The following is a 22,333-nucleotide window of genomic DNA, read 5'->3' on the forward strand; positions in this document are numbered from 1 at the left end:
CCACCGGATGTCCGCCGAGCGACGGGATCCGGTGAAGGGGGCGGAGCGGATCAGACCCGGCGGGCGGCGAGCGCGTCGCGGATGGCCGTGGCCGAGGACGCGGAGCTGCCGATGCGCCAGTCCGCCTCCTTGTCCATGTCGAACCAGACGAAGGCGACGACGTCGGGCTGGGCCTGCAGGAACGCGACCAGGTCGGTGTCCCAGGCGGCCTTGGATCCGCCCACCTCGGACGACGCGGTCTCCGCGATGATGATCGGCTTGCCGGCCGCGACGGCGCGCAGCCGCTCGAGCCCGAAGCCGAACAGGTCGCTCGGCGCGGTCCAGTGCTGGCCGGCGACGGAGCCCCAGTTGTAGCCGTCGAGCCCGACGACGTCGACGTAGCCGGCGCCCGGGTAGAGGCCGGCGAGCAGCGTGGATCCGGTGTACGGCACGTTCGGCGTCCACACCCACCGGACGTTGGTCGCGCCCTGGGCGACGACGACGTCGTGCACGTGACGCCAGGCGGCGGCGTAGGAGCCCGGCGCGTTGCCGTTGACCCCGTCGGCCCACGGGTACCAGTCGCCGTTCATCTCGTGCGCGTAGCGGAGGGAGACGGGACCGCCCCAGGCGGCCAGCTCGGATCCCCATTGGCGCAGGTAGTCGTCGTGGTCGCCCGCGAGGATGCTCGCGTTCGAGAAGCCGGACTGGTCGACGCCGGCCCCGGCCTTCCACGGCTCCCAGGTGAGGAGGCTCTCGGCGCCGCGGGCGCGGACCTGGTCGAGGGCCTGGATGGGCGGCGCCTGCGTGAAGTCGGCGTAGGAGAGCACGATGCTCGGGTCCTCGCCGACCTGCTGGGCGACGGCGTCGAGCTCGCCGCCGGCGGTGGGACCGCCGGGGGTCGCGACGCCGAATCGGAGCCGGGCGTCGGAGACGGTCGGAGCGGCGCTCGCGACGGTGGGGGCCGGGCCGGTGGCGGCGCTGGCGGCGGTGGCCGGGGATGCTGCGGTGAGGATCCCGGCGGTGAGGGCGAGACCCAGGAAGAGGGTGGTCGCGGTGCGGATGGTGCGGGGGTCGTGCTTCATGGTGTCCAATTTTCTGCGGATGTCCGCTCCCTGGAAGCTATCCGGCGCTCCTCGGGCGTCCCCGCCCGATGTCCGGTCACGGCCGGACGGTCAGGCGATGGTCGGGTGCGGATCCGCGTGGTGCTTGGGGCGGATCACGCGGCGGACGCGGCGAGCCGGTTACGGTGCCGAGATCCCCCGGACGACGGAAGACGCGATGAGCTACCACGAGCACGAGTACGAGCACGCCCTCGACCAGCCGCCGCGCTCACGACGGCTCGGGTCGCGTCGCGGTCCCGGCCGGACGCGGCCCCGGACGCCACCCGGGTCCGGTGACCGCGTCGCGGCGGTGATCCTGCTCGGTGTCGAGGGGATCGTCGCGTGCGGGGCGTACCTGCAGGTCCTCCTCACCGGCATGTCCTTCGACCGATGCGCTGATCCTGCCCTCAGCTGCGACTACGCCCTCGGGGACGCGATCATCACGACCGCGCTGGTCGCGGTGCCGGCCGTGGCGGGGCTCTCCGTGGTCGCCGTCGTCCTCCGCGCCGTGTTCGCGCGCTCCGCGTGGTGGGTGCCGCTCGCCGGGTGCGTCGCCCTGATCGCGGTCGCATACGGCACCGGGTGTCTCATGGACCTCGCCGCCCGGTGAGGCGGGTCCCGCCGACGTGGGAACGCGGGATGAATCCGACCCGAGGAGCGCGCATGACCACGTACCCGTACGAGTCGCAGTGGGGCAACCTCGCCTGCAACGCGCCGCTCATCGAGCGCGGCGAGAGCCCGGCCGGGTTCTTCGACTGGCGCACGGAGGGCTACCCGTCGGAGGCCGACTACCTGTTCTGGTCGCGGCACGTATGCGGGCTCGCGGGGCTGTGCTCGGTGCTGAAGGCGTGGATCCCGGCGGCCGTCGCGCTGCCGATGCACGAGCTGATCACGCGGGCCGTCGCGCGCGGTGCCCTCACCCGCGACGGCGACGACGTCGGCGGGCTGTACTACCGGCCGTTCGCGGAGTGGGTGCGCGACGACTTCGGGATCGAGGCGGTCGTGCACCCGCGGAGCGCCGTGCCCGAGCTGCTCGCCGAGGTGGGCGAGGGGCGGGTGGTGCTCGCGTCGGTGTCGTCGGAGATCCGGTACCCGGAGCGGCCGGCGACCCGGCGCGGCGGGCACCTCGTGCTGGTGCACGCGTTCGACGGGGAGACGGCGACGTTCCACAACCCGTCGGGCGTGGGAACCACGGCGTCGGATGCGCGGCTCGGGGTCGCGGAGTTCGCGCGGTTCTCCGCGGAGCGCGGGGTGACGCTGGTGCGGCCGGGCTGAGGCGGGGGCGCAAGGCCCTTCCGCGGCGGGCGGGGCCGTCGATAGCGTCGGGGGATCGACGGGCCCAGCGTGCGCCCGGGCGCAGGGGGATCCGATGAGCGACCAGCAGACCGCGCACCGCCCGAGCGCCGCAGGGCCCGTGCCGACGAGGCCGCCGTACGACGCACGGCTCGCCACCGTCCTGCTCGTGGTCGAGTGGCTGCTCGGCTTCGCGGGGCTCGTCGCCATGGTGCTCGTGGGCTGGCTGCCGGACCGCTGCGGGGTCTCGGGCGCCTGCGACTTCGCCCTCGAGACGGACGCCTCGCGACTCTGGGTCGTCGGGACCATCGCGGTCCTCGTGCTGTCGACCGTCGCCACCGTCGTCTGCCGCACCCGACGCCTGCCGGCAACGTGGGCGCCGGTCGCGGGCATCGCGCTCATCCTCGCGATCAACGTCGCGGTGCAGATCATGACCGGCATCGCTCTCCGCTGATCCTCGAGACGACACGAGCCCGGCCCCCGCGAGATGCGGGGCCGGGCTACTGCTTTCGGTCGAGGGCTCGCGTCGATGAAGGTCTCCGCGCGACGTCGCGTCTACGTGATCGCTTCGCGCGCCGCGGGTGTCAGTCAATATCAGCTTCGCGAGCCAAACGCAACAATTGTTAATTCTGTTAGCAGGGAAATCCGACCGGTCGATATCTTTGTCTCGGATGTAGCTTCTTGAGGGGGCGATTGCGGCCACGCGCCGTTGGTCTCTCGGTGGCCCAGGCGAATCAGAATGCCTGTGTTGTCAATGGAGGTCGACGCGGCATCGGTGTCCCTGTGGGTGTCACTAATTTAAATGCACACGACGAGGGGTGGGTGAATGACTTTCACAACGAGCATCGCGAGACGGTCCTCGCGGAGAACTACAGGTCTTTTCTCGATTGTTTGTGTCGTAGGGGTTCTGGCATTGTCGGGATCATCTCCCGCGCTCGCCAGTGAGTCGGATCAGCGATGCGGTGAGGCGACTCTGATTGCAGTCCGTGGTTCGTACGACGGTCAAGCCGGTAGCGGGACCGGGGCGACTCAGTATGTATATGCTCACGGCACGGGAGGGCAAGGCGACATGATGGCGGAGTTGATAAGGGCTTTCGCTGTCGAACAAAACATCCCTGTGTACGTCGAGGCGCTCAGGTATCCGGCGGTCATCTATCCGGATCTGACAAATGATGGATATGTGGAGAGTGAAAGAGATGGCGTCATAGCCCTCCGCGGTGAGATTAACTCATTGGCTTCGGACTGTCCTTACATGACCATTCAGTTGGCTGGATACTCGCAAGGTGCTCATCTTATCGGGGACGTATTGTCTGATCGCACTCAGCTCTCCGAAGTGGCGAGGCAGCATCTAGGCGGCGTCGTTCTCTTCGGGGATCCGGCTTATAGGGCTGGGGAACCGTGGGATGACTCGGCGAACGGTGGTGGCAACGGGCGCTTCGCAAGAGGAAAAGGCGAGCTGAATGCCTGGGACAGGACTTCCACGACTAGCGCCACGCCAGTGACGATGATCCATTCCTGGTGCGTCGCCGATGACTTGTTCTGTCAGTCAGGGACCTCGGCAAGCGCTCATCAGTCGTACGGGAACGCCTCGACGCAATTGGATGCTTTTGAGTTCCTTCGCAGCTTCTTGACCACTGCAGATTAGTGCTGGATCTCCGAGGGTCATGTGGCGCGAACCAAGGGTGCGACAGCCTGGTGGAACCATAACGAAGGATTTACCGATGATGACATTCAGTAATGCAACGGCGCGCGCGCGGCCGTACGGGTCGACTGTCCTGCTGCTCGTCGTGGAACTCGTTCTTGCAGCGATCGCCTACATCAACAACATCGCTTTCAGCGGACTGCTCGGTGCCTGTGGGTACAACGATCCAAATTGTGATTACGGGCTAGCGGACTTCGGATACCGGTTGGGTGCATTCGGCATTCCCTCGGTTGCCGTGCTCAGCACGGTGGTGACGGTCGTCTTCATCGCTCGACGACAGCCCATGCGGAGTATCCCGATCGCGGGTATGGCCCTCACCATCGGTGTGGCCGTCACCGCGCTTGTGATAACGGGTGTGTCCATCGGTTGAGCGTCGACACGAGACGAGCCCGGCCCCGCGCGATGCGGGGCCGGGCTCGTCTCATGCGTGCTGTGCGCGGATCAGCCGCCGATCACGGCCAGCTGTCCTCGAGCTCGTGGGTGATGACGAGCTCGCGGATCTCGCAGCCGCGCGGCTGGCCGAGGATGAACATCACCGAGTCGGCGACGGCGGCCGGGTCGTTGAGGTTCGCGTCGGAGCCGGGCTTGTACTTCGGGTCGCGGTCGTCGAAGAAGTGCGTCTTCATGCCGGAGGGGATGAGCGTGGTCACGCCGACCTCGCCCTTCGTCTCGGCGGCGAGGGCGCGCGTGAAGCCGAGCACGCCGAACTTGGAGGCGCAGTAGGCGGTCGCGTCGGAGACGGCCTTGATGGCGAGCGACGACGCGACGGTGACGACGCGGCCGTGCGACTCGGTGAGGAACGGCAGCGCCGCGCGGACGACGGCGACCGTGCCCATCAGGTTCACGCCGATGACCTTCTCCCACTCGGTGGGGGCGACGTCGACGAGGCGGCCGCAGCGGTCGATGCCCGCCGCGGTGACGACGGCGTCGAGGCCGCCGTGCGCCTGGGCGATCTCGGTGACGAGCGCCTCGGTGGCGCGGGTGTCGGAGACGTCGATGCGGTGCGCCTCCATGCCGGTGACGCTCGACGTGTCGAGGTCGAGCACGATGGGCTCGCCGCCGACCGCGAGGACCGCCTGCGCGACCGCGGCGCCGAGCCCGGACGCGCCTCCGGTGATGAGGACGCGGCCGGTGCTGGGGCGGGGGGAGTCGGTCATGGGTGTTCCTTCCGTGGAGCGGTGGTTCGGGAGTGGTGCGGATCGGGGGCTCAGCCGACGCGCGCGAGCGCGCCGGCGAGCTTCGTGGTGGATCGGCCGGGGTGGTACGGCACGGTCACGGCCTGGCCGCCCCACTCGGCGATGACCGCCGACTCGGGGAGGTCCTCGGCGCGGTAGTCGCCGCCCTTGACCCAGAGGTCGGGCTTGATGGAGCGGAGCGCCTCCTCGGGGGTGTCCTCGGAGAAGAGCACCACCGCGTCCACGACGCCGAGCGACATCAGCAGGTCGACGCGGTCCTCCTCGGTCATGATCGGGCGCTCGAGTCCCTTGAGGCGGCGCACCGAGTCGTCCGAGTTGAGGAGCACGACGAGGCAGTCGCCGAGCGCGCGGGCCGCGGCGAGCGTGCGGGCGTGGCCGGCGTGGACGAGGTCGAAGCAGCCACCCGTGGCGACGACGGTGCCGCCGGCGGCGCGGGTCGCGCGGACCACCTGGAGGGCGCTCGCCGCGTGGCCGCCGATCGGGCGCGCGGCGGGCGGGCCGACGAGGGTGGCGACGCCGCCGGCGTCCACGTACTCGGCGGCGGAGGCCACGGCGTCGCGCACGGCGTCCTCTACGGGAGATCCCGCGGCCAGCGCCGCGAGAGCCGTGGCAGCGAGCCGGTCGCCCGCGCCGCACGGGTCGCCGGTCGCGACGAGCGGGGCGGGGACGACGACGGGCATGGATCCGCCGGCCGAGCCCGACGCGGGCGCCGACACGAGCAGGGCGCCGCGCTCGCTCATGGTGACGGCGACCGTCGCGACGCCCCACTTCGCCTGGAGCAGACGGGCGGCGTCAGCGGCCGCGGCCACGTCGCGCCCGGCTAGCCCTGAGAACGCGCGCGCCTCGGCGAGGTTCGGGGTGGCGAGCGCGGTGTTCGGGACGGGCGGCTCGCCCGCGGGGTGCGGATCCCAGACCAGCGGCACCACGGCGGCGCGCGCGTCGAGGGCGGCGCGGAGGCGGGGGTCGCGGGTGACGCCGCGGCCGTAGTCGGCGACGACGATGGCGTCGGCCGTGGCGATCGCGTCGAGCATCTCGTCGGTCGCGGCGGGGGTGGGCGGCGGCGCGCAGCCCTCGTCGATGCGGGCGATGGCGTGGCCGTCGGCGCGGACGCGGGTCTTCACGGGGGTCGGCGCACCGGACGGGCCGGCGACCACCTCGATCCGGTCGAGGCAGGCGCGGAGGGTCGCGGAGTGGCGGTCGTCGGAGAGCACGGTGACGAGGCGCACGTCGTGGCCGTCGCGCGCGAGCATCGTGGCGACGAGGCCGGCGCCGCCCGCGCGGGGCAGGGACTCCTCGACCTCGATCACCGGCACGGGCGCGTCGGGGCTGAGGCGGTGCGCGGCGCCGGTCATGTCGACGTCGAGCAGCACGTCGCCGACCACGACGATCCTCATGCCGGCACCTCCGCGGGCGCGGTCGTGGTGGACGCGGGCGCGACCGTCACGGGGACGGACGAGACCGACGCGGACGCGGCGGCCGACGCGGACAGGGTCGCGGCGGACGCCGTCGCCGACGCCCGCGCCGAGGCCCGGTCGTTCGCCTGCAGGCGGCTCTCGAAGGAGCGGCAGATCGCGTGGACGGCGACGAGCTGTGCCTCCTGCACGTTGGCCGACGGGCCGTCGAGCGCGATGTGCTCGTCGCACGCCTCCACCAGCGGATTGGGGCCGGGGCCCGTCATCGCCCAGGTGGTGGCGCCGGCGGCGCGCGCGGCGGCCGCGGCCCGGAGCAGGTTCTCGCTGCGGCCGCTCGTGGAGAGCAGCACGACGATGTCGCCGGATCTCGCGTGCGCGTGCACCTGCCGGGCGAAGACCTCGTCGAAGCCGTAGTCGTTGCCGATGGCCGTGACCGCGGACGACTCGGAGTGCAGCGCGATGGCGGAGAACGGGCGGCGGTCGCCGTCGAAGCGGCCCACCAGCTCGCTCGTGAGGTGCTGGGCCTCGGCCGCGGATCCGCCGTTGCCCGCGGCGATGAGGCGCGCGCCGTGGCTGAGGCGGTCGGCCATCTCGCGGCCCCACGCGGTGAGGCGCGGCGCGTGCGTGCGGAGGTCGGCGAGCACGGGGGCGAGCGCGTCGAGGTGCGCGTCGACCACGGTCGGGTCGGCGGGGAGGTCGTCGGGGGCGGCGGCCTGGATCGCGGCCCGGTACGCCTCGGCGGTGCGCGCGGCGACCGTCGACCACGCGTAGCCGTGCTCCATGCGGTCGCGGCCGGCGCGGCCGAGGCGGCGCCGGCGGGCGGGATCCGCGAGCAGCTCCCCGAGGGCGTCGGCGATGGCGGCGGGGTCGCGCGGCGGCACGAGGATCCCGGTCACGCCGTCGACCACGCTGTCGGTGAGGCCGCCGACCGCGGACGCGACGACGGGCACGCCGGAGGCCATCGCCTCGAGCGGCACGATGCCGAACGGCTCGTACCAGGGCGCGCAGACCACGACGTCGGCGGTGCGCATCACGGCGGGCATGTCGGCCTGGGAGACGCGGCCGTGCAGGCGCACGCGGTCGGCGACGCCGGCGGCGCGGGCGGCGTCCATGAGGCGGCGGGCCTCGGGGTCGTCGGCCCCGCTCGCGGCGTCGCCGGATCCGCCGACGACGACCAGCTCGACGTCCCGGTGGCCGCGGCGCGCGAGGATCCCGACGGCCTCGATCGCGAGGTCGACGCCCTTGCGCGGCACCAGGCGGCCGACGACCATGACGTGCATCGGGCGGTCGGCATCGGCGTTGTCGGGCTCGTCCGAGCGCGGCGTGAAGTGCTCGATGTCGACGCCGCAGGGGATCACCGTGATGCGGGCCGCGTCGACGCCCGCGCGCACGAGCTCGGCGGCCTCGTCGGAGCAGGTCGCGATGACGGCGTCGGCGCGGCGGCCGACCCCGGGCTCGAGCTCCGCGCGCGCGGCGGGGCTCGTGTCCTCGGCGCCGAGGTGGCGGCGCTTCACGGATCCGAGCGCGTGGAAGGTGTGCAGCACGGGAGGGGCCGCGGCCGCGCCGACCGGGGACGAGGCGAGGCGCGCGGCGGCGTCGAGCGCGGCGACCCCGGACATCCAGAAGTGGCTGTGCACCACGTCGGGCCGGGCGGTGCGCCAGTCGGCGAGGAGGCCGTCGGCCAGCTCGCCCATGTGCGGCAGCAGCTCGTCCTTGGGGACGGCGCGGGCGGGTCCGGCGTCGAGGTGCACGACCTCCACGCCGGGCGCGAAGGCGACGCGGGCGGGCAGCGACGCGTCGTCGCGGCGCGTGTAGACGGTGACGGTGTGGCCCTCGTCCGCGAGCGCGGCCGACAGCGCGGCCACGTGCACGTTCTGGCCGCCGGCGTCCACGCCGCCGAGCGTCGCCAGCGGGCTGGCGTGCTCCGAGATCATCGCGATCCTCATCGTGTCGTCCTCTCGTCGAGCGGGTGGTGCGGGGAAGTCGGGGAACCGGATCCGGCGGGGGCGCGTCGGGACCGGCGCGTGGCGGCGGCGTCCACGGCGTCGTGCAGCACGGCGTCCATGTCGGCGAGGAACCGGCCGAGCGAGTAGCGGGCGAGCGCGGCCTCGCGGGCGACGCGGCCGCGGCGGGCGGCCTCGTCGGGATCGTCGAGCAGCAGGCGGGCGACGCGCACGAGGTCGGCGGGATCCGACGAGATCGCCCCCGCGTCCGGCGGCACCGCGCGGGACGCCTCGGTCGCGTCGAGCACGAGCACGGGCATCCCCATGTGCATCGCCTCGAGGAGCGACAGGCCGAGCGAGGTCCAGCGGTGCGGGTGGATGTAGGCGCGGAGCTGCGCGAGCTCGGGGTGCATGCGGGCCGTCGGCAGGTCGCCGCGCGGCACGATGCGCGCGCCGAGGTCCGGGAACGCGCCCGGGAGCAGATCCGTGCCCATGCCGAACACCTCGACGGGCGCGACCGCCGCGAACGCGGGCAGCAGGTCGGTGCCGGTGATGCGGCCGCGGCGCACGGGCTCGTTGATCACCGCGCCGAACGACGCCGACCCGCCCGAGTAGAGCGCGCCCGGATCGGGCACGCCGTGCTCGACGACCGTCGTCGGCGCGACGACGGTGTCCCACATGAGCGCGTTGAAGCGCGTGACGTGGATCACCGGGATGTCGTCGCGCCCGGCCAGCGCGTGCACGGTCTCGGTCGGGGCGCCGCGCGGGGTGTTGTGCTCGAGGAATACGGCGGGCACGTCGGATCCGAGGCGGCGGCCGAGCAGGCGCTCCGCCTCCGCGATCTCGGCGACGCGCTGGAGGAGCACGAGGTCGACGTCCGCGTCGTGCAGGGACGACGGATCCACCTCGCGCGCGCTCGCGGGCCACGCGCGGCCGCCGCGGCCGAGGCCCCACGCGTCGCGCGCGGGCGTGGTGGGGAACAGGATCTCGTGGGATCCGAGCACGAACGAGTCGGTCCAGCCGCCGTGGACGTGCCACATCAGGATCCTCATGCGGGCGCCTCCTGGTCGCTGCGGGCCGCGGCGCGTTCGGCGGCGTGGTCGGATCCGGGTCCGCTGGTCGCGAGCAGCCGCTCGACGGCGTCGGCGACCTCGGCGGGCGACACCCCGCTGAGGCACGGGTGCCCCGGGATCGGGCAGTCGCGCGCGCGGCTGAGCCTGCAGGCCGCGTCCTGGTCGCCGAGCAGGATCACGGGCACGCGGTACGGCGCCCAGCGGATCGGCGGCACGACGGGCGAGAACAGGCTGACGACCGGCAGTCCCACCGCGGCGGCGAGGTGCGCGGGCCCGGTGTTGCCGCTCACGAGCACGGCCGCGCGGCGCATGAGCGCGCCCAGGCCGGCGAGGTCGGTGCGGCCGCCGAGGTCGAGGCCGGCGGATCCGGCGACGTGCGCCGTGAGCTCCCGCTCGTCGGGTCCGCCGGTGACGACCACGGGGATCCCGCGCTCGACGAGGAGCGCGACGGCGTCCCGGTGCTGGTCCGCCGGGTAGGAGCGCGCGCCGACCGCGGCGCCCGGGTGCACGAGCGCGAACGGGCCGTCCGGGAGGAGCGCGTCCACGTCGGACGGCAGCTCGGCCGGCAGGACGGCGAGGCGCCCGTCGTCGTCGGCGGGCAGCGCGTGCCCTGCCGCGGCGGCGATCGCGAGGGCGCGCTCGGGCTCGGGCTGGTCCTCGTCGAGGTCCTCGCCGGGCTTGAGGCGCACGTCGAGCAGGGATCCGGCGTAGTCGACGCTCGCGCCCGTGATCCGCCCGACCCCCGCGAGCCGCAGCAGCAGCGCGAGCGGCAGCGGCGACTGGTGGAAGGACGTGAGGATGACGGCCTCGTCGGGCTCGACCTCCGCGAGGATCGCGTGCAGGGCGTCGACCGAGGCGGCGTCGGCGGCGGGTGCCGGGGAGGAGATCCACGGCGCGTCCCACACGTGCACGGCGTGGACGCCGGGCAGCAGCCGGCCGGCTGGCGCGCCGCGCGGGCCGCAGAGCAGGTGGACCTCGACGCGGGGGTCGGCGGCGACCGCGCGCACCGCGGGCCCGGAGATGAGCACGTCGCCCACCGAGTCGAGCCGCACGACGAGCACGCGGCGGGGCTCAGGGTCGTGGATGAGGAGGTGCACCGCGTCGAGGATCGTCGGGGCCACCAGCTCCGCCTCGGCCACCTCCTCCTCGCGTGTGACGGCCGTCGGCACGAGCACGCCGCGCGCGCCCGCGCTCCGGGCCGCGCCCATGTCGGCGGCGATGTCGCCCACGACGGCGACGCGCGACGGATCCACGCCCCACGTCCGGCATGCCTCGAGCACCATGCCGGGCCGGGGCTTGCGGCAGTCGCAGCCGTCGTCGGATCCGTGCGGGCACAGCAGCACGAGGTCGAACGCGCCGAGCAGCTCCTGCACGCGCGCGTTGACGGCGTCGGCCTGGTCGCGCGTGATGAGGCCGCGCGCGATCCCGGACTGGTTGGTCACCATCCCGACGCGCAGGCCCGCGGCCCGCACGGCGTCGACGGCCTCGCGGGCGCCGGGCATGAGCTCGACGAGGGCGGGATCGCCGTTGTAGGGCACGTCGACGACGAGCGTCCCGTCCCGGTCGAACAGGACGGCCTCGAGGTCGTTCCCGGGCGAGCGCATGACCGGCCAGTACCCGACTGCTCCTCCACCCAAACCCGGCGGCGAGCACTTCTCCTCGGGCCGTCACGTTCGTCCGCGCGCGCGGGGAGCAGCGCCCTCGGATGGGGGCGCGGCGACGGGGGCGCCACGCGGGGACCGCGCGGGTCGTCAGCGCGCCGCCACCTCCGTGATCCACCGCGACCGCGCCAGCAGCATCGGCATGAGTGGCGCCATCAGCAGCGCCCCCAGCCCGCCGACCGCCATGTCGCCGATCGTGTCGGAGTACCCGGTGAGGATCTCCGGGTCGAGCCACGCCTGCCCCGCCCACTCGCCGAGCTCCCACAGCGCCGAGAGCGCGAGCCCCACCGTGAGCGCGAGGAACCCGAGGGGCAGCGACCGCCGGTCGACCACGACGCCCGCGCGATCGGCGAGCAGGATCACGAGCGCGGCCAGCGCGGCGGTCGTGACGAGATGCGCGGGGATGTCCCACCACGGCAGCGTCTCGTACAGGTCGAGCCGGTTGCTCGCGGCCGAGACGAGCGTCGTGATCCCGATGCCGAGGTCCAGCCCCGGCCGCGCCCCGAGTCCCCGCGGCGCCACGAGCCCGAGCAGCGCGAGCGCGAACATCGCCGACGTCGTGCCCGTCCACGCGAACACGGAGAAGAGGAACGTGAGCAGCCCGATCACGCGGACGACGTCGGCGAGGACCGCCGTGACCCCGCGCGGCGGCCGCAGGAAGGTGAGCCCGGCCAGCCCGGCGAAGGCCGCGACGTCCGCGGGCGGTGCGGGGGCGTCCGGCGGGTTCGGCCCGGTGGGATCCGTCAGCACCGCACCACCGCCTGCAGCGCCTCGTGGTCGCTCGGCGCTCGGCCGCCGATGCGCGTGGTGTTGATGCCCACGCGCTCCACCTCGACGTCGGGGGTCACGAGCATCCAGTCGATGCGTCGCGTGGTGCGCTTCGGCGCCGTGTAGTTCGACCACGTGCCCCACTCGGGCGTGAGGCGCTCGCGCGCGGCGGGCCACGCGTCCACGAGCGCGCCGTGCTCGAGGAGCAGCCGGTGCGGCTCCGTGTCGACCCCCGCGTTGGTGTCGCCTGCGACGATCGTGGGCACCTGCACCTCCGCGACGATCCCGAGGACCATGCGCGCCGACTCCTCGCGCGACCGCCGCGAGAGGTGGTCGAAGTGCGTATTCACGTGCCGCAGGGGCAGGTCGGTGGCGCGATCCGTGAAGTCGGCGACCACGGCGATCCGCGGCACCATGTTGCCCCAGCTGCGGGATCCGGCGACCGCGGGCGTGTCCGACAGCGCGACCTGCCGCCAGCTCGTGAGCTCGAGGCGGCGCGTGTCGTAGAAGGTGGGGCAGCCCTCGCCGTGGCCGTCGGCGTTGCGGCCGTGCCCGATCCGCCGGTAGTGCCGCCCGAGCGCGTGCGACAGCGCGCGGCCCTGCGTGGGCATCGCCTCCTGCGTGCCGAGGAGAGCGGGCTGCTCGCGCTGGAGCAGCTCGGCGATGAGCGGCTCGCGGTCGGCCCAGCGGTCGGGGCTGCCCGGCCGGTAGCGTCGGAACAGGCGCCGGATGTTGTACGTCATCACGTGCAGCTCGGGGGCGTCGATCGGGCCGACGAGCGCCCGTCCGTCCTGGAGGGTGCCGTCGGCGCGGAGGGTCATGGATCCATCGTCCCCCTGCGAGGCCGCGGCGACCGCGGCTGGCGGGGAACCGTCACGGGCGGGCGTGTGCTCCTCGTGGCCGGAGAAGACGATGGCCCCAGGAGTCCGGCGTGGCCGAATGGTCCTGGGGCGTACCCGGAGAACGTACCAGCGTGCCGCCCGTCCACGGGTGCGATCGCATCCATGGACCTCCCCACCTCGCTCGACTACCGTGGACGCCATGGGTGTCCGGGAGAGCGAGCAGCAGGTGGTCGGCGTCAGCCAGCCTGACTTCGTGGTCGACTCTTCTCGCGACGACCGTGTCGCGTCGGTCGAGGAGACCATGAGGGTCGCCCGCATCCTCGCGAAGCGACACGCAGAGCTGCTCCGCCGCCTGGCCTGATGGTCGTCGCCCTCTCCTTCGAGGCGGTCGTCCAGATCAACCTGGAGTTCGGCGGTCGCGGCGCAGGGGTTCGTGACGCCAATGGCGTCCACGCGGCGGTCGGTCGGGCGTTCAACGGCTTCGGGGGCGTCGATCCGTTCCCGAGCGTCTTCGACAAGGCCGCCGCCCTGATGCACGGCCTCGCGACCACTCAGTACTTCCACGACGGCAACAAGCGGACCGCGTTCCTGGCTGCGGTCTCGTTCCTTGAACTCAACGGAGTGGTCCTCGGGGCCATAGAGCCCGTCGAGGCGGAGGTGTTCACGCTCGCGGTCGCCGCGGGAGTCGTCGAGACGCCGCGCGTGGCCGAGTGGTTCCGCAGCGTCCATGAGCGACGCCAGCGGGGGAGCGCTGTGGACCCGCGGATCGAGTACCTGATGCTCGTCGAGCATGTGGAGGAGGGCGATTTCCTCCCTACCTGGCACGGTGTCGGCATCGCTATCGGGATGATCGGCCCGCACGGAAGGACACCGCCGTACGACACACAGGTCTTCGTGTGCGGCAGGATCCACTGGCGCGAGGAGGACACAGGTCAGGGGCATGTGCTCGCATTGGCCGTCGTCCCCCGTGACCCAGCAGTGACGGTCCCGCCGCGGCGCAACAAGGCGAGATTCGAACTCCCTCCCCCGGCACGGGGCGGTCACGAGCATCACCCCGAGGGCCTCATGCCCTCCACGTTCCACGTGCCAGTCGCCCCGCAGATCGTCGTCCCAGGCGATCTCGTGGTGGAAGTACGGCTCGACGGCGTGCTCGTCGGGGCTCTTCCCCTCAAGGTCATGTTCGCGAACATCTCGGACTGAAGTCAGGCGGCGTCTCTACGGATGCCGACGCGACCGGCGGGAGGGCCGTCGGGTCTGTCAAGCCGGAGCGGTTTTCCCCGCGGGCTCCGGGGCCGCGTCGATGCGCGCGAGGAACTCGTGCAGGTCGTCCCGGATCCTGCCGAGCTCCGACGGGGTCATGCCCGTGCGCTCGGCCACCTGGGCCGGCACCCGCTCGGCCTCGCTGCGGAGCGCGCGGCCGGCGTCGGTGAGGGTGACGCGCACTACGCGCTCGTCCTCGGCGCTGCGGGCGCGCTCCACGAGGCCGGCCGACTGGAGGCGCTTGAGCAGCGGCGTGATGGTCGCGGGCTCGAGGGCGAGCGCGCCGCCGAGGTCGGAGATCGAGCGCCCGTCGCGCTCCCAGAGGGCGAGCATCACGAGGTACTGCGGATGCGTGAGACCGAGCGGCTCGAGGATCGGCCGGTACAGCGCGACGACGGATCTCGCCGCCAGCACGGCCGCGAAGCAGAGCTGGCTCTCGAGCGCCAGGGGATCCGTGCGCGTCGCGCCCTCGTGTGCCATGCCAGCTCCTCGCCGCCTGCGGAAATACCGCGTACACTGAATACTATGACACGAGGTAAGGATCGGGAGGGCGGCCCGCGGCGCGAGCGCGGCTTCGGGGCGGCCATCGAGCGGTTCAACGAGCGACTGCGCCCGTACCTCGGCGCGCCCCCGCTCGGCCCGTACACCGACGACCCGGTGCCGGAGCCACAGTCGCGCCTCTGTCCCATGTGCGGGAAGCCCATGCCGGACCACGACATCGACCGGTCGGGCGCACGCACGCAGGTGCACTGCCCCGTCTGATCCGTTCGTGCCGATCCGGCGCCGTCAGGCCACCGCGGCCTCGACGCGCGCCGCCCGCCACATCGCCACCGGGCGCGACCCGGCGAGGCCCGTCAGCGCGCCCAGCTCGGCGAAGCCGTTGCGGAGGTAGAGCGCGCGGTTCCGCGCGGTCGACGACTCGAGGTAGGCCGCGGATCCGTCGGCGTCGACGCGGGCGAGCCTGTGGGCGAGGAGCGCGGATCCGACGCCGAGACCGCGCGCCGCCGCGCTCACGCCGACCTCGGCGAGGCGCCAGTGCGGGAGGCCCGGTCGGGCGCGGTCCAGGGTCCGGAGGCGGACGGCCGCGCGGATCGCCCCGGCGACCCCGAGGGAGCCCAGGAACGTGGGCGCCTGCCGGAGGGTGCGGTGCGCGGGGATGCCGCCGGGCGCCTCCCAGACCGCCGCGCCGAGGATCCCGCCGCGCGCGTCGACCGCGACGTCGACCGTGCCCTCGGGGAGCGGGCCGCTGCGCAGGAGCGCGGTGAACAGCAGGGCCAGTCGCGCGGGCTGCCCCGGGCCGGCGGGGACGAAGCCGACCAGCACGGGATCCTCCGCGAAGGCCTCGGCGAGCACGCGGGTCGCGCCGTCGAGGTCGGCGGGGCGGGCGGTGCGGATGGTCGGGGCGGTGGGGTGCTCGATGCTCATGCCCCGACGCTAGACGACAGTTTTGGCCACTCGGCCACATCGTGCGCGCTTGGTAGCTTTCTCCCATGAAGCCCGCCTCCGAGAGCACCCGCGCGTACGGATCACGGGACGCCCGGCGGGCCGAGCTGCTCGACGCCGCGGTGCGCGTGATGGCCGTCTCGGGCGTCGCCGGGGCGAGCACGCGGGCGATCACCGCGGAGGCCGGCCTCGCGCACGGCGCCTTCCACTACTGCTTCGGCGTGCGGGAGGAGCTGCTCGGCGCGCTGCTGCGGCAGGAGGTCGAGGCGGTCGTCGCGCAGCTGGAGGCCGCCGAGGATCCCGCGGGCGCACCGCTCGGCGAGGTCGTCGCCCAGACCCTCCGCGCTGAGCTCGACCGGGTGCGCCGCGAGCCCGACCGCCACCGCGTGCTGCTCGACCTCGCCTCCGCCGTGCAGCGGATCTCCGCGCTCGCCGACCTGCCCGCCTGGGAGCACGGCCGCTACGTGGAGGAGACGCGCCGCCGGTTCGCCGCGGCCGGCCTCGACGAGGAGCGCGCCGGTCGGTGCGCGGCGCTCGCGGTGGCGGGCATGCAGGGGGTCATCGGGGCCTGGCTCGCGTGCCGCGACGCGGGGGCGGACGCGGCGGCCGAGCGCGCGGTCGCCGACCTGTCCCGGGCGCTCGCGCTGCTCGCGGAGGACGGCGGGCGCTGATCCCGGCGCCCGCCCGGCGCTGTCCGACCCGTCAGCCGAGCGCGCCGAGCGCCTGCGCCGCGGTCGTGGCGGCGCCGGAGATGAGGGCGTCGTCGGCGTCCGCGTCCTGATGGTCCTTCGAGGAGTGGATCGCGATCACGATGGGCGCGGCGTCGGGCCGCCAGATCACCGCGACGTCGCCGCGGCTGGCGTAGGCGCCGCTGCCCGACTTGTCGTCGACGGTCCCGTCCGCGGGCAGCTCGGCGCGAGGGGGGCGGCGCCGAGGGCCGCGGCCAGGGCGAGTCGGGCGAGTCGGGCGGGCCGGGCGGCGGCGGTGCGGGCGGCGACGGGACGGGCGAGGTGGATCACGGCGGAGCTCCTCGGGAGGCGTCGGGCGGGGGCGATGCGGCGCGGCGGCCGTGGATCCAGCCTCTCCCGCGACGCCGCGCACGTCGTCCCCCGGCGGTGCAGGCGGGTAGCCCGCACGGACCACGCGCCCGATTCAGCGGACGTGGAAATGCGTTCCCTAGGCTTCGCGGGATCCCGACGCCCGATGACCGGCGCCCGATCCCGACGCCCGACCCCCCGACAGGACGAGAGGCCGCATGAGCGCCATCACCGCAGTGACCCCCGGAGAGATCCATCCGAGCGAGGGGTACGACGGCTTCGTCGGCTGGGTCCTCTCGCTCATCGAGACGCTGGGGGAGGTGGGCGTCGGCCTCGCCGTGTTGATCGAGACGTTCGTGCCGCCGATCCCCTCGGAGGCGATCCTCCCCGTCGCCGGCTTCCTCGCCTACGAGGGCCGCATGAGCGCGTGGGGCGCGTGGGCCGCGGCCACCGCCGGCGCGCTCGTGGGCGCGCTCATCTGGTACGCGATCGGCGCCGCGCTCGGCCGCGACCGCACGCGCCGCCTCGTCGGCCGGATCCCGCTGCTCGACCACGCCGACTTCGACAAGGCCGAGGCGTTCTTCACGCGCTGGGGCGGCACCGCCGTGCTCCTCGGGCGGTGCGTGCCGCTCGTGCGCTCCTTCATCTCCATCCCGGCGGGCATCGAGCGCATGCCGATCGGGCGGTTCTCGCTCTACACGATCCTCGGATCCGGCGCCTGGAACGCCATCTGGGTGGGCCTCGGCTTCGCGTTAGGCCCGGCGATCCGCCCGATGCTGGAGGAGTGGAGCGGCCTGATCTCGTACGCGGCCATCGGCGTGATCGCGCTGCTCGTCGTGTGGTTCGTGGTGTCGCGGCTGATCCGGCGGGTGCGGGCCGCCTGACGACCGGCGGCCCGACCGCCACCGCGCTCCTCTGCCAGGCTGGAACCCATGCAGACCCCCGGCGCCAGTGCCGCTCCCGACGCCGTGACCGCATCCGCCGACCACCCCGCCGAGATCCTCGTCCTCCGCGCCATCAAGCTCGGCGACATCCTCGTGGCCGTCCCCGCGCTCCGCGCCATCCGCCGCGCGCACCCCGACGCCCGCATCTCGCTCGCCACCACCGGCTGGCTCGCCCCCGTCGTCCGCCTCCTCGGCATGGTCGACGAGCACCTCCCGCAGCAGGGCTTCGACCACCCGATCGCGCGCGAGCCCGGCACGGTCGACCTCGCGATCAACCTGCACGGCGCAGGTCACGAGAGCCGCACCCTCCTCCATGAGCTGCGCGCGCACCGGACCCTCGGCCACGCCGCCCCCGAGCTCGACGGAATGCCCGCCGCCGACGGCCCCGCCTGGGAGGACCACGTCCTCGAGCGCTACCGCTGGGCCCGGCTCGTCTCCTGGCACGGCATGCCCGCGGATCCCGAGGACGTCGGCATCCTCGTCCCCGCCGAGCCGCCCGTCGCCGAGCACGCCGTCGTGATCCACGTGGGCGCCGCCTACGGATCCCGCCAGTGGCCCGTCGACCGCTTCGCCGAGGTCGCCCGCGCGCTCGCCGACGAGGGCCGCACGGTCGTCTTCACCGGATCCGACAAGGAGCGCGAGCGCGCCCTCGAGGTCGCCGCCCTCGCCGGCCTGCCCACCGCGACCGTGCTCGCGGGCGAGCTGGCCCTCGACGCCTTCGCCGGCATCATCGCGGCCGCCGACCTCGTGATCTCCGCCGACACCGGCGCCGCCCACCTCGCGACCGCCTACGGCATCCCGTCGGTCGTGATCTTCGGCCCGGCCCCGCCCGAGGAGTGGGGTCCGCCCGCGTCCGGCCCGCACATCGTGCTGACCGACGCGTCCCAGCGCCTCGGCGACACCTTCTCCGCGATCCCGGATCCGGCGCTCCTCGCGATCACCCCGGCCCACGTCCTCGAGGCGGCCCGCTCCCTCGACGGCCACCGCGTGATCCGCCCCCTCACGGGCGAGCCGCGCGACTGATCCGGCGGGTCAGCTCCGCGCCGTCGCCAAGATCGGGGCCGCCGCGTCTCAGCTGTAGTCCGCGAACACCGTCTTGGCCGCCCCGTCGAGCCGCACCGTGCCGCCGTGGGGCAGGATCCACTGCGGCCGCGTGTGCCCGAACGGCACGCCCACGCACACCACGGCGCGCGGGTTGTAGCGGGCGATCTGCTCGATGACGGTGTCGCGCTGCTCCGCCCGCAGCCGCGCGCGCTCCTCGGTCGACGGCACGGGCGCACCCATCACGATGGTCACCGGCCGGGCGACGAGCACGCCCGCGACGACGTCGAGGATCCCGCGCTCGCCGAGCCCCCGCACCCACCGCTTCACGCTGTCGGCCGACGGCACCCCCTCGCTCGTCTCGAGCAGCAGGATCCCGCCCTCGAGCTTCGCGACCTCGGGCATGCGGTCGGCCATGGCGATCTGGTCGATGACCTCGATGCAGCCGCCCCACGTCGGCCCCTCCACCGTGCGCGCCGGCCCGGCCCACTTCCACGGTTCCGTCGCGTGACGTTCGCCGTGCTCGGTGAGGGCGCGAGGATCCGTCCAGTCAATCCCGAAGTCCTCCGACTCCCCGGGCTCGGTGATCTCGAGCTCCCCGCCCGCGATGAGCGCGGCCCGCAGCGAGCGCAGGTGCACGTCGTCGATGCCGGGCCCGGCACCCAGGTGCACCTGGGTGGATCCGCCGTAGAAGCTCGGGATGCCGAGCCCCGCGAGCAGGTTGTGCATGTTCGTGTTGTCGCTGTAGCCGAGGAACGGCTTGGGGTTCCGGGCCAGCTCCTCGATGTCGACGTGCGGCACCACGGTGACCTGGTCGTCCCCGCCGATGGTCGAGACGATGGCGCGGATGGAGTCGTCGGCGAACGCGGCCGTGATGTCGGCGGCGCGGTCGCGGGCGCTGGCGCCGAGCCGCCTGGTGGTCGGGTACTCGACGGGGATCAGCCCGGTCGCCTCCTGCAGCCGCCGCATCGCCTGCTCGTGCACCTCGGGCGCGATCCCGGGGGCCGCGAATGCGGGGCTCAGCACCGCCACCCGGTCTCCCGCCTTCGCCTTGGGCACGGACTTGCGGAAGCGGGAGGAGGTGGAGGGGATCATGCGGGTCATGCTCCCAGAGGAGGCCGTGAGCGCGCGGACATGCGATGGCCGTGCATCCCCCATCGGCGGCCGGAGGCTCATCCCCAGCTCGCCGTCCATGCTGCGCTTCGAGGACATGGCTATTCACTGCCTGCTTCAGTGCCGCGCGGGTAGGTTTGTAGACCCCAGGAAGGATCCCGTCATGCCGCACGCACAGACCTCCGCCGCCGCCATCGCGGCACGCGATGCACGAGCCGCGGAGAGCCTCGCCTTCGCCGACGCTGCCCTCGCGCTCGCCGGCCACCAGGTGACGGATCCCGTGCTGATCGAGATAACGGAGCGCGCCGCTCGTGAGGAGATCACGAGCGAAGAGGCTGTAGCCGCCATCCGTCGCCACGTCGTCGGTTGATGCCCCGCCGGTCGACGTTCCGCACCTGGGAGGACTACTACATCCCGGGGTCGAAGGTCCTGCGGAACAAGTTCACGGCTCCCGGGAAGCCCCACGGCGAGACCGACGCGACCAAGCTGGGCGCGATGGAAGAGGCGACCGCGCGAATGAGGGCCGCCGAGCTGAACCGGCGACCCGTAGTCGGTGCTTTCGACTACCCCCACATGAAGGCGATCCACCGGCACCTCTTCCAGGATGTCTATGACTGGGCCGGTGAGGAGCGCGTCGCTCCCATCGGCTCCTTCATGACCAAGGACGGTCACTCCTATTACCCCGCCGGTCCGACCCTCACCGAAGCAGCTGAGGCGCAGTACCGGCAGCTCGCCGACAAGGACCTCCTGCGCGGTCTCGAGCAGCCGGACTTCGTCCGGGAGCTGGCGGAGAGCTGGGGCGAGCTCAACGTCATCCACAGCTTCCGCGAGGGCAACACCCGCACGCAGTTCGTGTTCTTCTCGCAGCTCGCGGAGCAGGCGGGGTACCGCATCGACTGGTCACGGTTCGCCGTCGGATCGCCGTTGAGGGAGCAGTTCGTCGAGGCCCGATTCCATAGCCAGGACACCGGCAGCAATGCGCGCTTGGAGGAGGTGCTGGGGCGAGCGATCGTCCCCCTCCCGCGCCCGGCATCGCCCGGGACCGCGCGACCCGCGGGGCCGTCAGCGTCGCGAGCGGTCCGCGGCGCCGCGCGACCGGGCCCGCTTGCCGGTGGTCGCGCGAGCGGCCGAGACGGCGGCTACGGGAGGTAGCGACAAGTGGCATCCGGGCGCTATCGGTGCGCGAGCGAGGCCGTCCACGCCGGGCTCCGCGGCTTGCAGGACCAGAAGAGCCGGCTCGAGGCGCTGCGAGCAGCGCTGGTGGATGGTGAGGCGAGCGGCGAAGCCGCACCGTTCGACCTCGACGCGTTCGTCGTGGACAAGCGCGCGTGAAGCCATGACGGTTCCCACCGGCCCCGAAGACCTCTAGGTGCCCCCTACGGCCCACCCAGCCAGTGGTCGATCCGGTGATGGTCCGGGCTGAACCCGTGCCCCACGCCCCAGATGACCGCCTGGGTGCGGCTCTGCACCTGGATCTTCCGGTAGATCGAGCGGATGTAGCTCTTCACCGTGTTCGGGCTGAGGTAGGTGAGCGACGCGACCTCCTGGTTGCTCTTGCCCTGCGTGATGAGCGCGAGGATCTCCGACTCGCGGTCCGTGATCCCCTCGCGCTTGCCCGGCCAGTCGAGCGACGGCGCGCTCGCGGCCCGCAGCGGCGCCTCGTTGAACAGCTCCTCGCCGGAGTGGATCCGCTCGAGCGCCTCCACGAGCTCCCGCGCCGGCAGCGCCTTGGAGAGGTAGCCCTGCACGCCCTGTCGGCGGGCGTCGGCGACGAGCTCGGGCTGGAAGTTCCAGGTGTAGACGACCACGCGGCGGGCCCGCGGGTTCCGCACCAGCTCCGCGATCTCGTGGTGATCCGACTCGGGCTGCGCGAACGAGTCGTAGAGCACGATGTCGATCTCGTCGGAGAGGGCGGCGTTGGCGTCGATCTCGGCGACCAGCACCCGGTCGCGGTAGTCGTCGAACATGTGGGCGAGGCCCTTGAGCACCACGTCATAGTCGTCGACGAGCGCGATCGTGACGGGACGGGTGCGTGTGGCGGGCATGGATCCAGGATCCCACCCCCAGGGGTGTGCTCCCACACCCCGGAGGGTGGTTGATTGAGGTCATCGCCCCGAACGGGCACCACCGCGCGTCTTCCTGACGTGCTCGCACAGAAGAGAGATCACCATGCTCGGACTCATCATCAGCCTCATCGTCATCGGCCTCATCGCCGGCTTCATCGCCCGCGCGGTCGTGCCCGGCCGCCAGAGCATGTCGATCCTCATGACCATCGTGCTCGGCATCGTCGGCTCCTTCGTCGGCGGATTCCTCGCGTTCCTGCTGTTCCAGCGCGACGCCATGGACGGCTTCTTCCAGCCCGCCGGCATCATCGGCTCGATCATCGGCGCCATCATCGTGCTCTTCATCTACGTGAAGGTCGGCGGCCGCAAGGCAGTCCGCCGCTGAACACGGCCGGGCGACCCGTCGATGCGCTGGCGCGCACCTGACGACAGCCGGTAGTGGAGACGAGGAGGGGCGGGCGGC

28 protein-coding genes and 1 pseudogene are annotated in these 22,333 nt (G+C 73.2%); 15 read left to right on the forward strand and 14 right to left on the reverse strand.

Annotated features, from left to right (window positions below; translation table 11 throughout):
- Positions 1–50 precede the first annotated feature (50 nt).
- On the reverse strand, positions 51–1,061 hold the full coding sequence (locus tag B5P21_RS02810; protein ID WP_094170739.1) for a glycoside hydrolase family 26 protein: 1,011 nt from the start codon (positions 1,059–1,061) through the stop codon (positions 51–53).
- 196 nt (positions 1,062–1,257) lie between these two features.
- Here B5P21_RS02810 and B5P21_RS02815 point away from each other — a divergent pair, with 196 nt between their 5' ends.
- The 5 genes from B5P21_RS02815 (at position 1,258) to B5P21_RS02835 (ending at position 4,444) form a co-directional block, all read left to right on the forward strand.
- Entirely contained in the window at positions 1,258–1,689 is a 432-nt protein-coding gene (locus B5P21_RS02815; RefSeq protein WP_045529735.1) for a hypothetical protein, read from the forward strand.
- Between the two features lie 53 nt (positions 1,690–1,742).
- Positions 1,743–2,354 (forward strand): hypothetical protein, encoded by a 612-nt coding sequence (locus B5P21_RS02820; RefSeq protein WP_094170740.1) that lies wholly within the window; start codon positions 1,743–1,745, stop codon positions 2,352–2,354.
- A 94-nt stretch (positions 2,355–2,448) separates the two neighbouring features.
- Positions 2,449–2,826 (forward strand): hypothetical protein, encoded by a 378-nt coding sequence (locus tag B5P21_RS02825; RefSeq protein WP_045529731.1) that lies wholly within the window; start codon positions 2,449–2,451, stop codon positions 2,824–2,826.
- 372 nt (positions 2,827–3,198) lie between these two features.
- Positions 3,199–4,017 carry a cutinase family protein gene (locus B5P21_RS17665; RefSeq protein ID WP_094170741.1) on the forward strand — a complete coding sequence of 273 codons (819 nt, stop codon included), beginning with the start codon at positions 3,199–3,201 and terminating at the stop codon, positions 4,015–4,017.
- A gap of 76 nt (positions 4,018–4,093) precedes the next feature.
- Positions 4,094–4,444 (forward strand): hypothetical protein, encoded by a 351-nt coding sequence (locus B5P21_RS02835; protein WP_045529729.1) that lies wholly within the window; start codon positions 4,094–4,096, stop codon positions 4,442–4,444.
- 82 nt (positions 4,445–4,526) lie between these two features.
- Here B5P21_RS02835 and B5P21_RS02840 read toward each other — a convergent pair whose 3' ends face one another.
- The 8 genes and pseudogenes from B5P21_RS02840 to B5P21_RS02870 form a co-directional block, all read right to left on the reverse strand.
- The gene (locus tag B5P21_RS02840) at positions 4,527–5,231 is read right to left on the reverse strand and encodes an SDR family oxidoreductase (RefSeq protein ID WP_045529727.1); all 705 of its coding nucleotides are present in this window, start codon (positions 5,229–5,231) and stop codon (positions 4,527–4,529) included.
- 50 nt (positions 5,232–5,281) lie between these two features.
- Positions 5,282–6,664, reverse strand: a complete 1,383-nt coding sequence (locus B5P21_RS02845) for a PfkB family carbohydrate kinase (RefSeq protein ID WP_045529725.1) — start codon at positions 6,662–6,664, stop codon at positions 5,282–5,284.
- Positions 6,661–8,628, reverse strand: a complete 1,968-nt coding sequence (locus B5P21_RS02850) for a glycosyltransferase (protein ID WP_045529723.1) — start codon at positions 8,626–8,628, stop codon at positions 6,661–6,663. The genes B5P21_RS02845 and B5P21_RS02850 overlap by 4 nt, the downstream gene beginning before the upstream one ends.
- The gene (locus B5P21_RS02855) at positions 8,625–9,677 is read right to left on the reverse strand and encodes a glycosyltransferase (RefSeq protein WP_045529722.1); all 1,053 of its coding nucleotides are present in this window, start codon (positions 9,675–9,677) and stop codon (positions 8,625–8,627) included. Before B5P21_RS02855 ends, B5P21_RS02850 begins: the two co-directional genes overlap by 4 nt.
- Positions 9,674–10,783 carry a glycosyltransferase family 9 protein gene (locus B5P21_RS02860; RefSeq protein ID WP_236688863.1) on the reverse strand — a complete coding sequence of 370 codons (1,110 nt, stop codon included), beginning with the start codon at positions 10,781–10,783 and terminating at the stop codon, positions 9,674–9,676. Before B5P21_RS02860 ends, B5P21_RS02855 begins: the two co-directional genes overlap by 4 nt.
- 30 nt (positions 10,784–10,813) lie before the next feature.
- A pseudogene (locus B5P21_RS17145) lies at positions 10,814–11,302 on the reverse strand (D-glycero-alpha-D-manno-heptose-1,7-bisphosphate 7-phosphatase); the annotation flags it as partial.
- Positions 11,303–11,449: 147 nt separating this feature from the next.
- On the reverse strand, positions 11,450–12,109 hold the full coding sequence (locus B5P21_RS02865; RefSeq protein ID WP_052663247.1) for a DUF2238 domain-containing protein: 660 nt from the start codon (positions 12,107–12,109) through the stop codon (positions 11,450–11,452).
- Entirely contained in the window at positions 12,103–12,948 is an 846-nt protein-coding gene (locus B5P21_RS02870; protein ID WP_045529718.1) for an endonuclease/exonuclease/phosphatase family protein, read from the reverse strand. Before B5P21_RS02870 ends, B5P21_RS02865 begins: the two co-directional genes overlap by 7 nt.
- Before the next feature lie 220 nt (positions 12,949–13,168).
- On the opposite strand from B5P21_RS02870, the gene B5P21_RS16750 reads away from it, so the two are divergent.
- Both B5P21_RS16750 and B5P21_RS02875 read left to right on the forward strand, forming a co-directional pair.
- Positions 13,169–13,330: a hypothetical protein gene (locus B5P21_RS16750; RefSeq protein WP_158385414.1), complete on the forward strand. Its 162-nt coding sequence runs from the start codon at positions 13,169–13,171 to the stop codon at positions 13,328–13,330.
- Positions 13,330–14,169: a type II toxin-antitoxin system death-on-curing family toxin gene (locus B5P21_RS02875; RefSeq protein WP_094170742.1), complete on the forward strand. Its 840-nt coding sequence runs from the start codon at positions 13,330–13,332 to the stop codon at positions 14,167–14,169. Before B5P21_RS16750 ends, B5P21_RS02875 begins: the two co-directional genes overlap by 1 nt.
- Before the next feature lie 57 nt (positions 14,170–14,226).
- On the opposite strand, the gene B5P21_RS02880 is transcribed toward B5P21_RS02875, so the two are convergent.
- Complete coding sequence (locus tag B5P21_RS02880) at positions 14,227–14,709, reverse strand: MarR family winged helix-turn-helix transcriptional regulator (protein ID WP_045529716.1); 483 nt, start codon at positions 14,707–14,709, stop codon at positions 14,227–14,229.
- A gap of 45 nt (positions 14,710–14,754) precedes the next feature.
- Here B5P21_RS02880 and B5P21_RS02885 point away from each other — a divergent pair, with 45 nt between their 5' ends.
- The gene (locus B5P21_RS02885; protein ID WP_045529715.1) at positions 14,755–14,991 is read left to right on the forward strand and encodes a hypothetical protein; all 237 of its coding nucleotides are present in this window, start codon (positions 14,755–14,757) and stop codon (positions 14,989–14,991) included.
- 24 nt (positions 14,992–15,015) lie between these two features.
- Here the strand turns inward: B5P21_RS02885 and B5P21_RS02890 are convergent, their stop codons facing one another.
- A complete protein-coding gene (locus B5P21_RS02890) occupies positions 15,016–15,654 on the reverse strand; it encodes a GNAT family N-acetyltransferase (RefSeq protein WP_094170743.1) in 639 nt (212 codons plus the stop codon).
- A gap of 65 nt (positions 15,655–15,719) precedes the next feature.
- Between B5P21_RS02890 and B5P21_RS02895 the strand changes: the two genes are divergently transcribed.
- Positions 15,720–16,343 (forward strand): TetR/AcrR family transcriptional regulator, encoded by a 624-nt coding sequence (locus B5P21_RS02895; protein WP_045529711.1) that lies wholly within the window; start codon positions 15,720–15,722, stop codon positions 16,341–16,343.
- Positions 16,344–16,374: 31 nt separating this feature from the next.
- Here the strand turns inward: B5P21_RS02895 and B5P21_RS17005 are convergent, their stop codons facing one another.
- Positions 16,375–16,512 (reverse strand): hypothetical protein, encoded by a 138-nt coding sequence (locus B5P21_RS17005; RefSeq protein ID WP_181390732.1) that lies wholly within the window; start codon positions 16,510–16,512, stop codon positions 16,375–16,377.
- Positions 16,513–16,927: 415 nt separating this feature from the next.
- On the opposite strand from B5P21_RS17005, the gene B5P21_RS02905 reads away from it, so the two are divergent.
- Complete coding sequence (locus B5P21_RS02905) at positions 16,928–17,593, forward strand: DedA family protein (protein ID WP_045529710.1); 666 nt, start codon at positions 16,928–16,930, stop codon at positions 17,591–17,593.
- Between the two features lie 48 nt (positions 17,594–17,641).
- Positions 17,642–18,676: a glycosyltransferase family 9 protein gene (locus tag B5P21_RS02910; protein ID WP_045529708.1), complete on the forward strand. Its 1,035-nt coding sequence runs from the start codon at positions 17,642–17,644 to the stop codon at positions 18,674–18,676.
- A 48-nt stretch (positions 18,677–18,724) separates the two neighbouring features.
- On the opposite strand, the gene B5P21_RS02915 is transcribed toward B5P21_RS02910, so the two are convergent.
- Positions 18,725–19,789: a S66 family peptidase gene (locus tag B5P21_RS02915; protein WP_045529706.1), complete on the reverse strand. Its 1,065-nt coding sequence runs from the start codon at positions 19,787–19,789 to the stop codon at positions 18,725–18,727.
- Positions 19,790–19,970: 181 nt separating this feature from the next.
- Between B5P21_RS02915 and B5P21_RS02920 the strand changes: the two genes are divergently transcribed.
- From B5P21_RS02920 to B5P21_RS02930, 3 genes are read left to right on the forward strand one after another with little or no spacing between them, the layout of a single operon-like run.
- Positions 19,971–20,177 carry a hypothetical protein gene (locus B5P21_RS02920; RefSeq protein WP_045530589.1) on the forward strand — a complete coding sequence of 69 codons (207 nt, stop codon included), beginning with the start codon at positions 19,971–19,973 and terminating at the stop codon, positions 20,175–20,177.
- Positions 20,177–20,959, forward strand: coding sequence for a Fic/DOC family protein (locus B5P21_RS02925; protein ID WP_045529704.1), 783 nt, complete (start codon positions 20,177–20,179; stop codon positions 20,957–20,959). The genes B5P21_RS02920 and B5P21_RS02925 overlap by 1 nt, the downstream gene beginning before the upstream one ends.
- Positions 20,960–20,965: 6 nt before the next feature.
- Positions 20,966–21,139, forward strand: a complete 174-nt coding sequence (locus B5P21_RS02930) for a type II toxin-antitoxin system ParD family antitoxin (RefSeq protein ID WP_080939340.1) — start codon at positions 20,966–20,968, stop codon at positions 21,137–21,139.
- A gap of 44 nt (positions 21,140–21,183) precedes the next feature.
- On the opposite strand, the gene B5P21_RS02935 is transcribed toward B5P21_RS02930, so the two are convergent.
- A complete protein-coding gene (locus B5P21_RS02935) occupies positions 21,184–21,852 on the reverse strand; it encodes a response regulator transcription factor (protein WP_045529702.1) in 669 nt (222 codons plus the stop codon).
- A gap of 124 nt (positions 21,853–21,976) precedes the next feature.
- Here B5P21_RS02935 and B5P21_RS02940 point away from each other — a divergent pair, with 124 nt between their 5' ends.
- The gene (locus tag B5P21_RS02940; protein ID WP_012039357.1) at positions 21,977–22,255 is read left to right on the forward strand and encodes a GlsB/YeaQ/YmgE family stress response membrane protein; all 279 of its coding nucleotides are present in this window, start codon (positions 21,977–21,979) and stop codon (positions 22,253–22,255) included.
- The last annotated feature ends 78 nt before the right edge of the window (positions 22,256–22,333 follow it).

The sequence above is a fragment of the Clavibacter michiganensis subsp. insidiosus genome (genome assembly GCF_002240565.1).
Taxonomy (GTDB): domain Bacteria; phylum Actinomycetota; class Actinomycetes; order Actinomycetales; family Microbacteriaceae; genus Clavibacter; species Clavibacter insidiosus.

Coding starts and splice junctions, on each gene's coding strand:
- B5P21_RS02810 (WP_094170739.1), bottom strand. CDS start 1,061: ATGAAGCACGACCCCCGCACCATCCGCACCGCGACCACCCTCTTCCTG.
- B5P21_RS02815 (WP_045529735.1), top strand. CDS start 1,258: ATGAGCTACCACGAGCACGAGTACGAGCACGCCCTCGACCAGCCGCCG.
- B5P21_RS02820 (WP_094170740.1), top strand. CDS start 1,743: ATGACCACGTACCCGTACGAGTCGCAGTGGGGCAACCTCGCCTGCAAC.
- B5P21_RS02825 (WP_045529731.1), top strand. CDS start 2,449: ATGAGCGACCAGCAGACCGCGCACCGCCCGAGCGCCGCAGGGCCCGTG.
- B5P21_RS17665 (WP_094170741.1), top strand. CDS start 3,199: ATGACTTTCACAACGAGCATCGCGAGACGGTCCTCGCGGAGAACTACA.
- B5P21_RS02835 (WP_045529729.1), top strand. CDS start 4,094: ATGATGACATTCAGTAATGCAACGGCGCGCGCGCGGCCGTACGGGTCG.
- B5P21_RS02840 (WP_045529727.1), bottom strand. CDS start 5,231: ATGACCGACTCCCCCCGCCCCAGCACCGGCCGCGTCCTCATCACCGGA.
- B5P21_RS02845 (WP_045529725.1), bottom strand. CDS start 6,664: ATGAGGATCGTCGTGGTCGGCGACGTGCTGCTCGACGTCGACATGACC.
- B5P21_RS02850 (WP_045529723.1), bottom strand. CDS start 8,628: ATGAGGATCGCGATGATCTCGGAGCACGCCAGCCCGCTGGCGACGCTC.
- B5P21_RS02855 (WP_045529722.1), bottom strand. CDS start 9,677: ATGAGGATCCTGATGTGGCACGTCCACGGCGGCTGGACCGACTCGTTC.
- B5P21_RS02870 (WP_045529718.1), bottom strand. CDS start 12,948: ATGACCCTCCGCGCCGACGGCACCCTCCAGGACGGACGGGCGCTCGTC.
- B5P21_RS16750 (WP_158385414.1), top strand. CDS start 13,169: ATGGGTGTCCGGGAGAGCGAGCAGCAGGTGGTCGGCGTCAGCCAGCCT.
- B5P21_RS02875 (WP_094170742.1), top strand. CDS start 13,330: ATGGTCGTCGCCCTCTCCTTCGAGGCGGTCGTCCAGATCAACCTGGAG.
- B5P21_RS02880 (WP_045529716.1), bottom strand. CDS start 14,709: ATGGCACACGAGGGCGCGACGCGCACGGATCCCCTGGCGCTCGAGAGC.
- B5P21_RS02885 (WP_045529715.1), top strand. CDS start 14,755: ATGACACGAGGTAAGGATCGGGAGGGCGGCCCGCGGCGCGAGCGCGGC.
- B5P21_RS02890 (WP_094170743.1), bottom strand. CDS start 15,654: ATGAGCATCGAGCACCCCACCGCCCCGACCATCCGCACCGCCCGCCCC.
- B5P21_RS02895 (WP_045529711.1), top strand. CDS start 15,720: ATGAAGCCCGCCTCCGAGAGCACCCGCGCGTACGGATCACGGGACGCC.
- B5P21_RS02905 (WP_045529710.1), top strand. CDS start 16,928: ATGAGCGCCATCACCGCAGTGACCCCCGGAGAGATCCATCCGAGCGAG.
- B5P21_RS02910 (WP_045529708.1), top strand. CDS start 17,642: ATGCAGACCCCCGGCGCCAGTGCCGCTCCCGACGCCGTGACCGCATCC.
- B5P21_RS02915 (WP_045529706.1), bottom strand. CDS start 19,789: ATGATCCCCTCCACCTCCTCCCGCTTCCGCAAGTCCGTGCCCAAGGCG.
- B5P21_RS02920 (WP_045530589.1), top strand. CDS start 19,971: ATGCCGCACGCACAGACCTCCGCCGCCGCCATCGCGGCACGCGATGCA.
- B5P21_RS02925 (WP_045529704.1), top strand. CDS start 20,177: ATGCCCCGCCGGTCGACGTTCCGCACCTGGGAGGACTACTACATCCCG.
- B5P21_RS02935 (WP_045529702.1), bottom strand. CDS start 21,852: ATGCCCGCCACACGCACCCGTCCCGTCACGATCGCGCTCGTCGACGAC.
- B5P21_RS02940 (WP_012039357.1), top strand. CDS start 21,977: ATGCTCGGACTCATCATCAGCCTCATCGTCATCGGCCTCATCGCCGGC.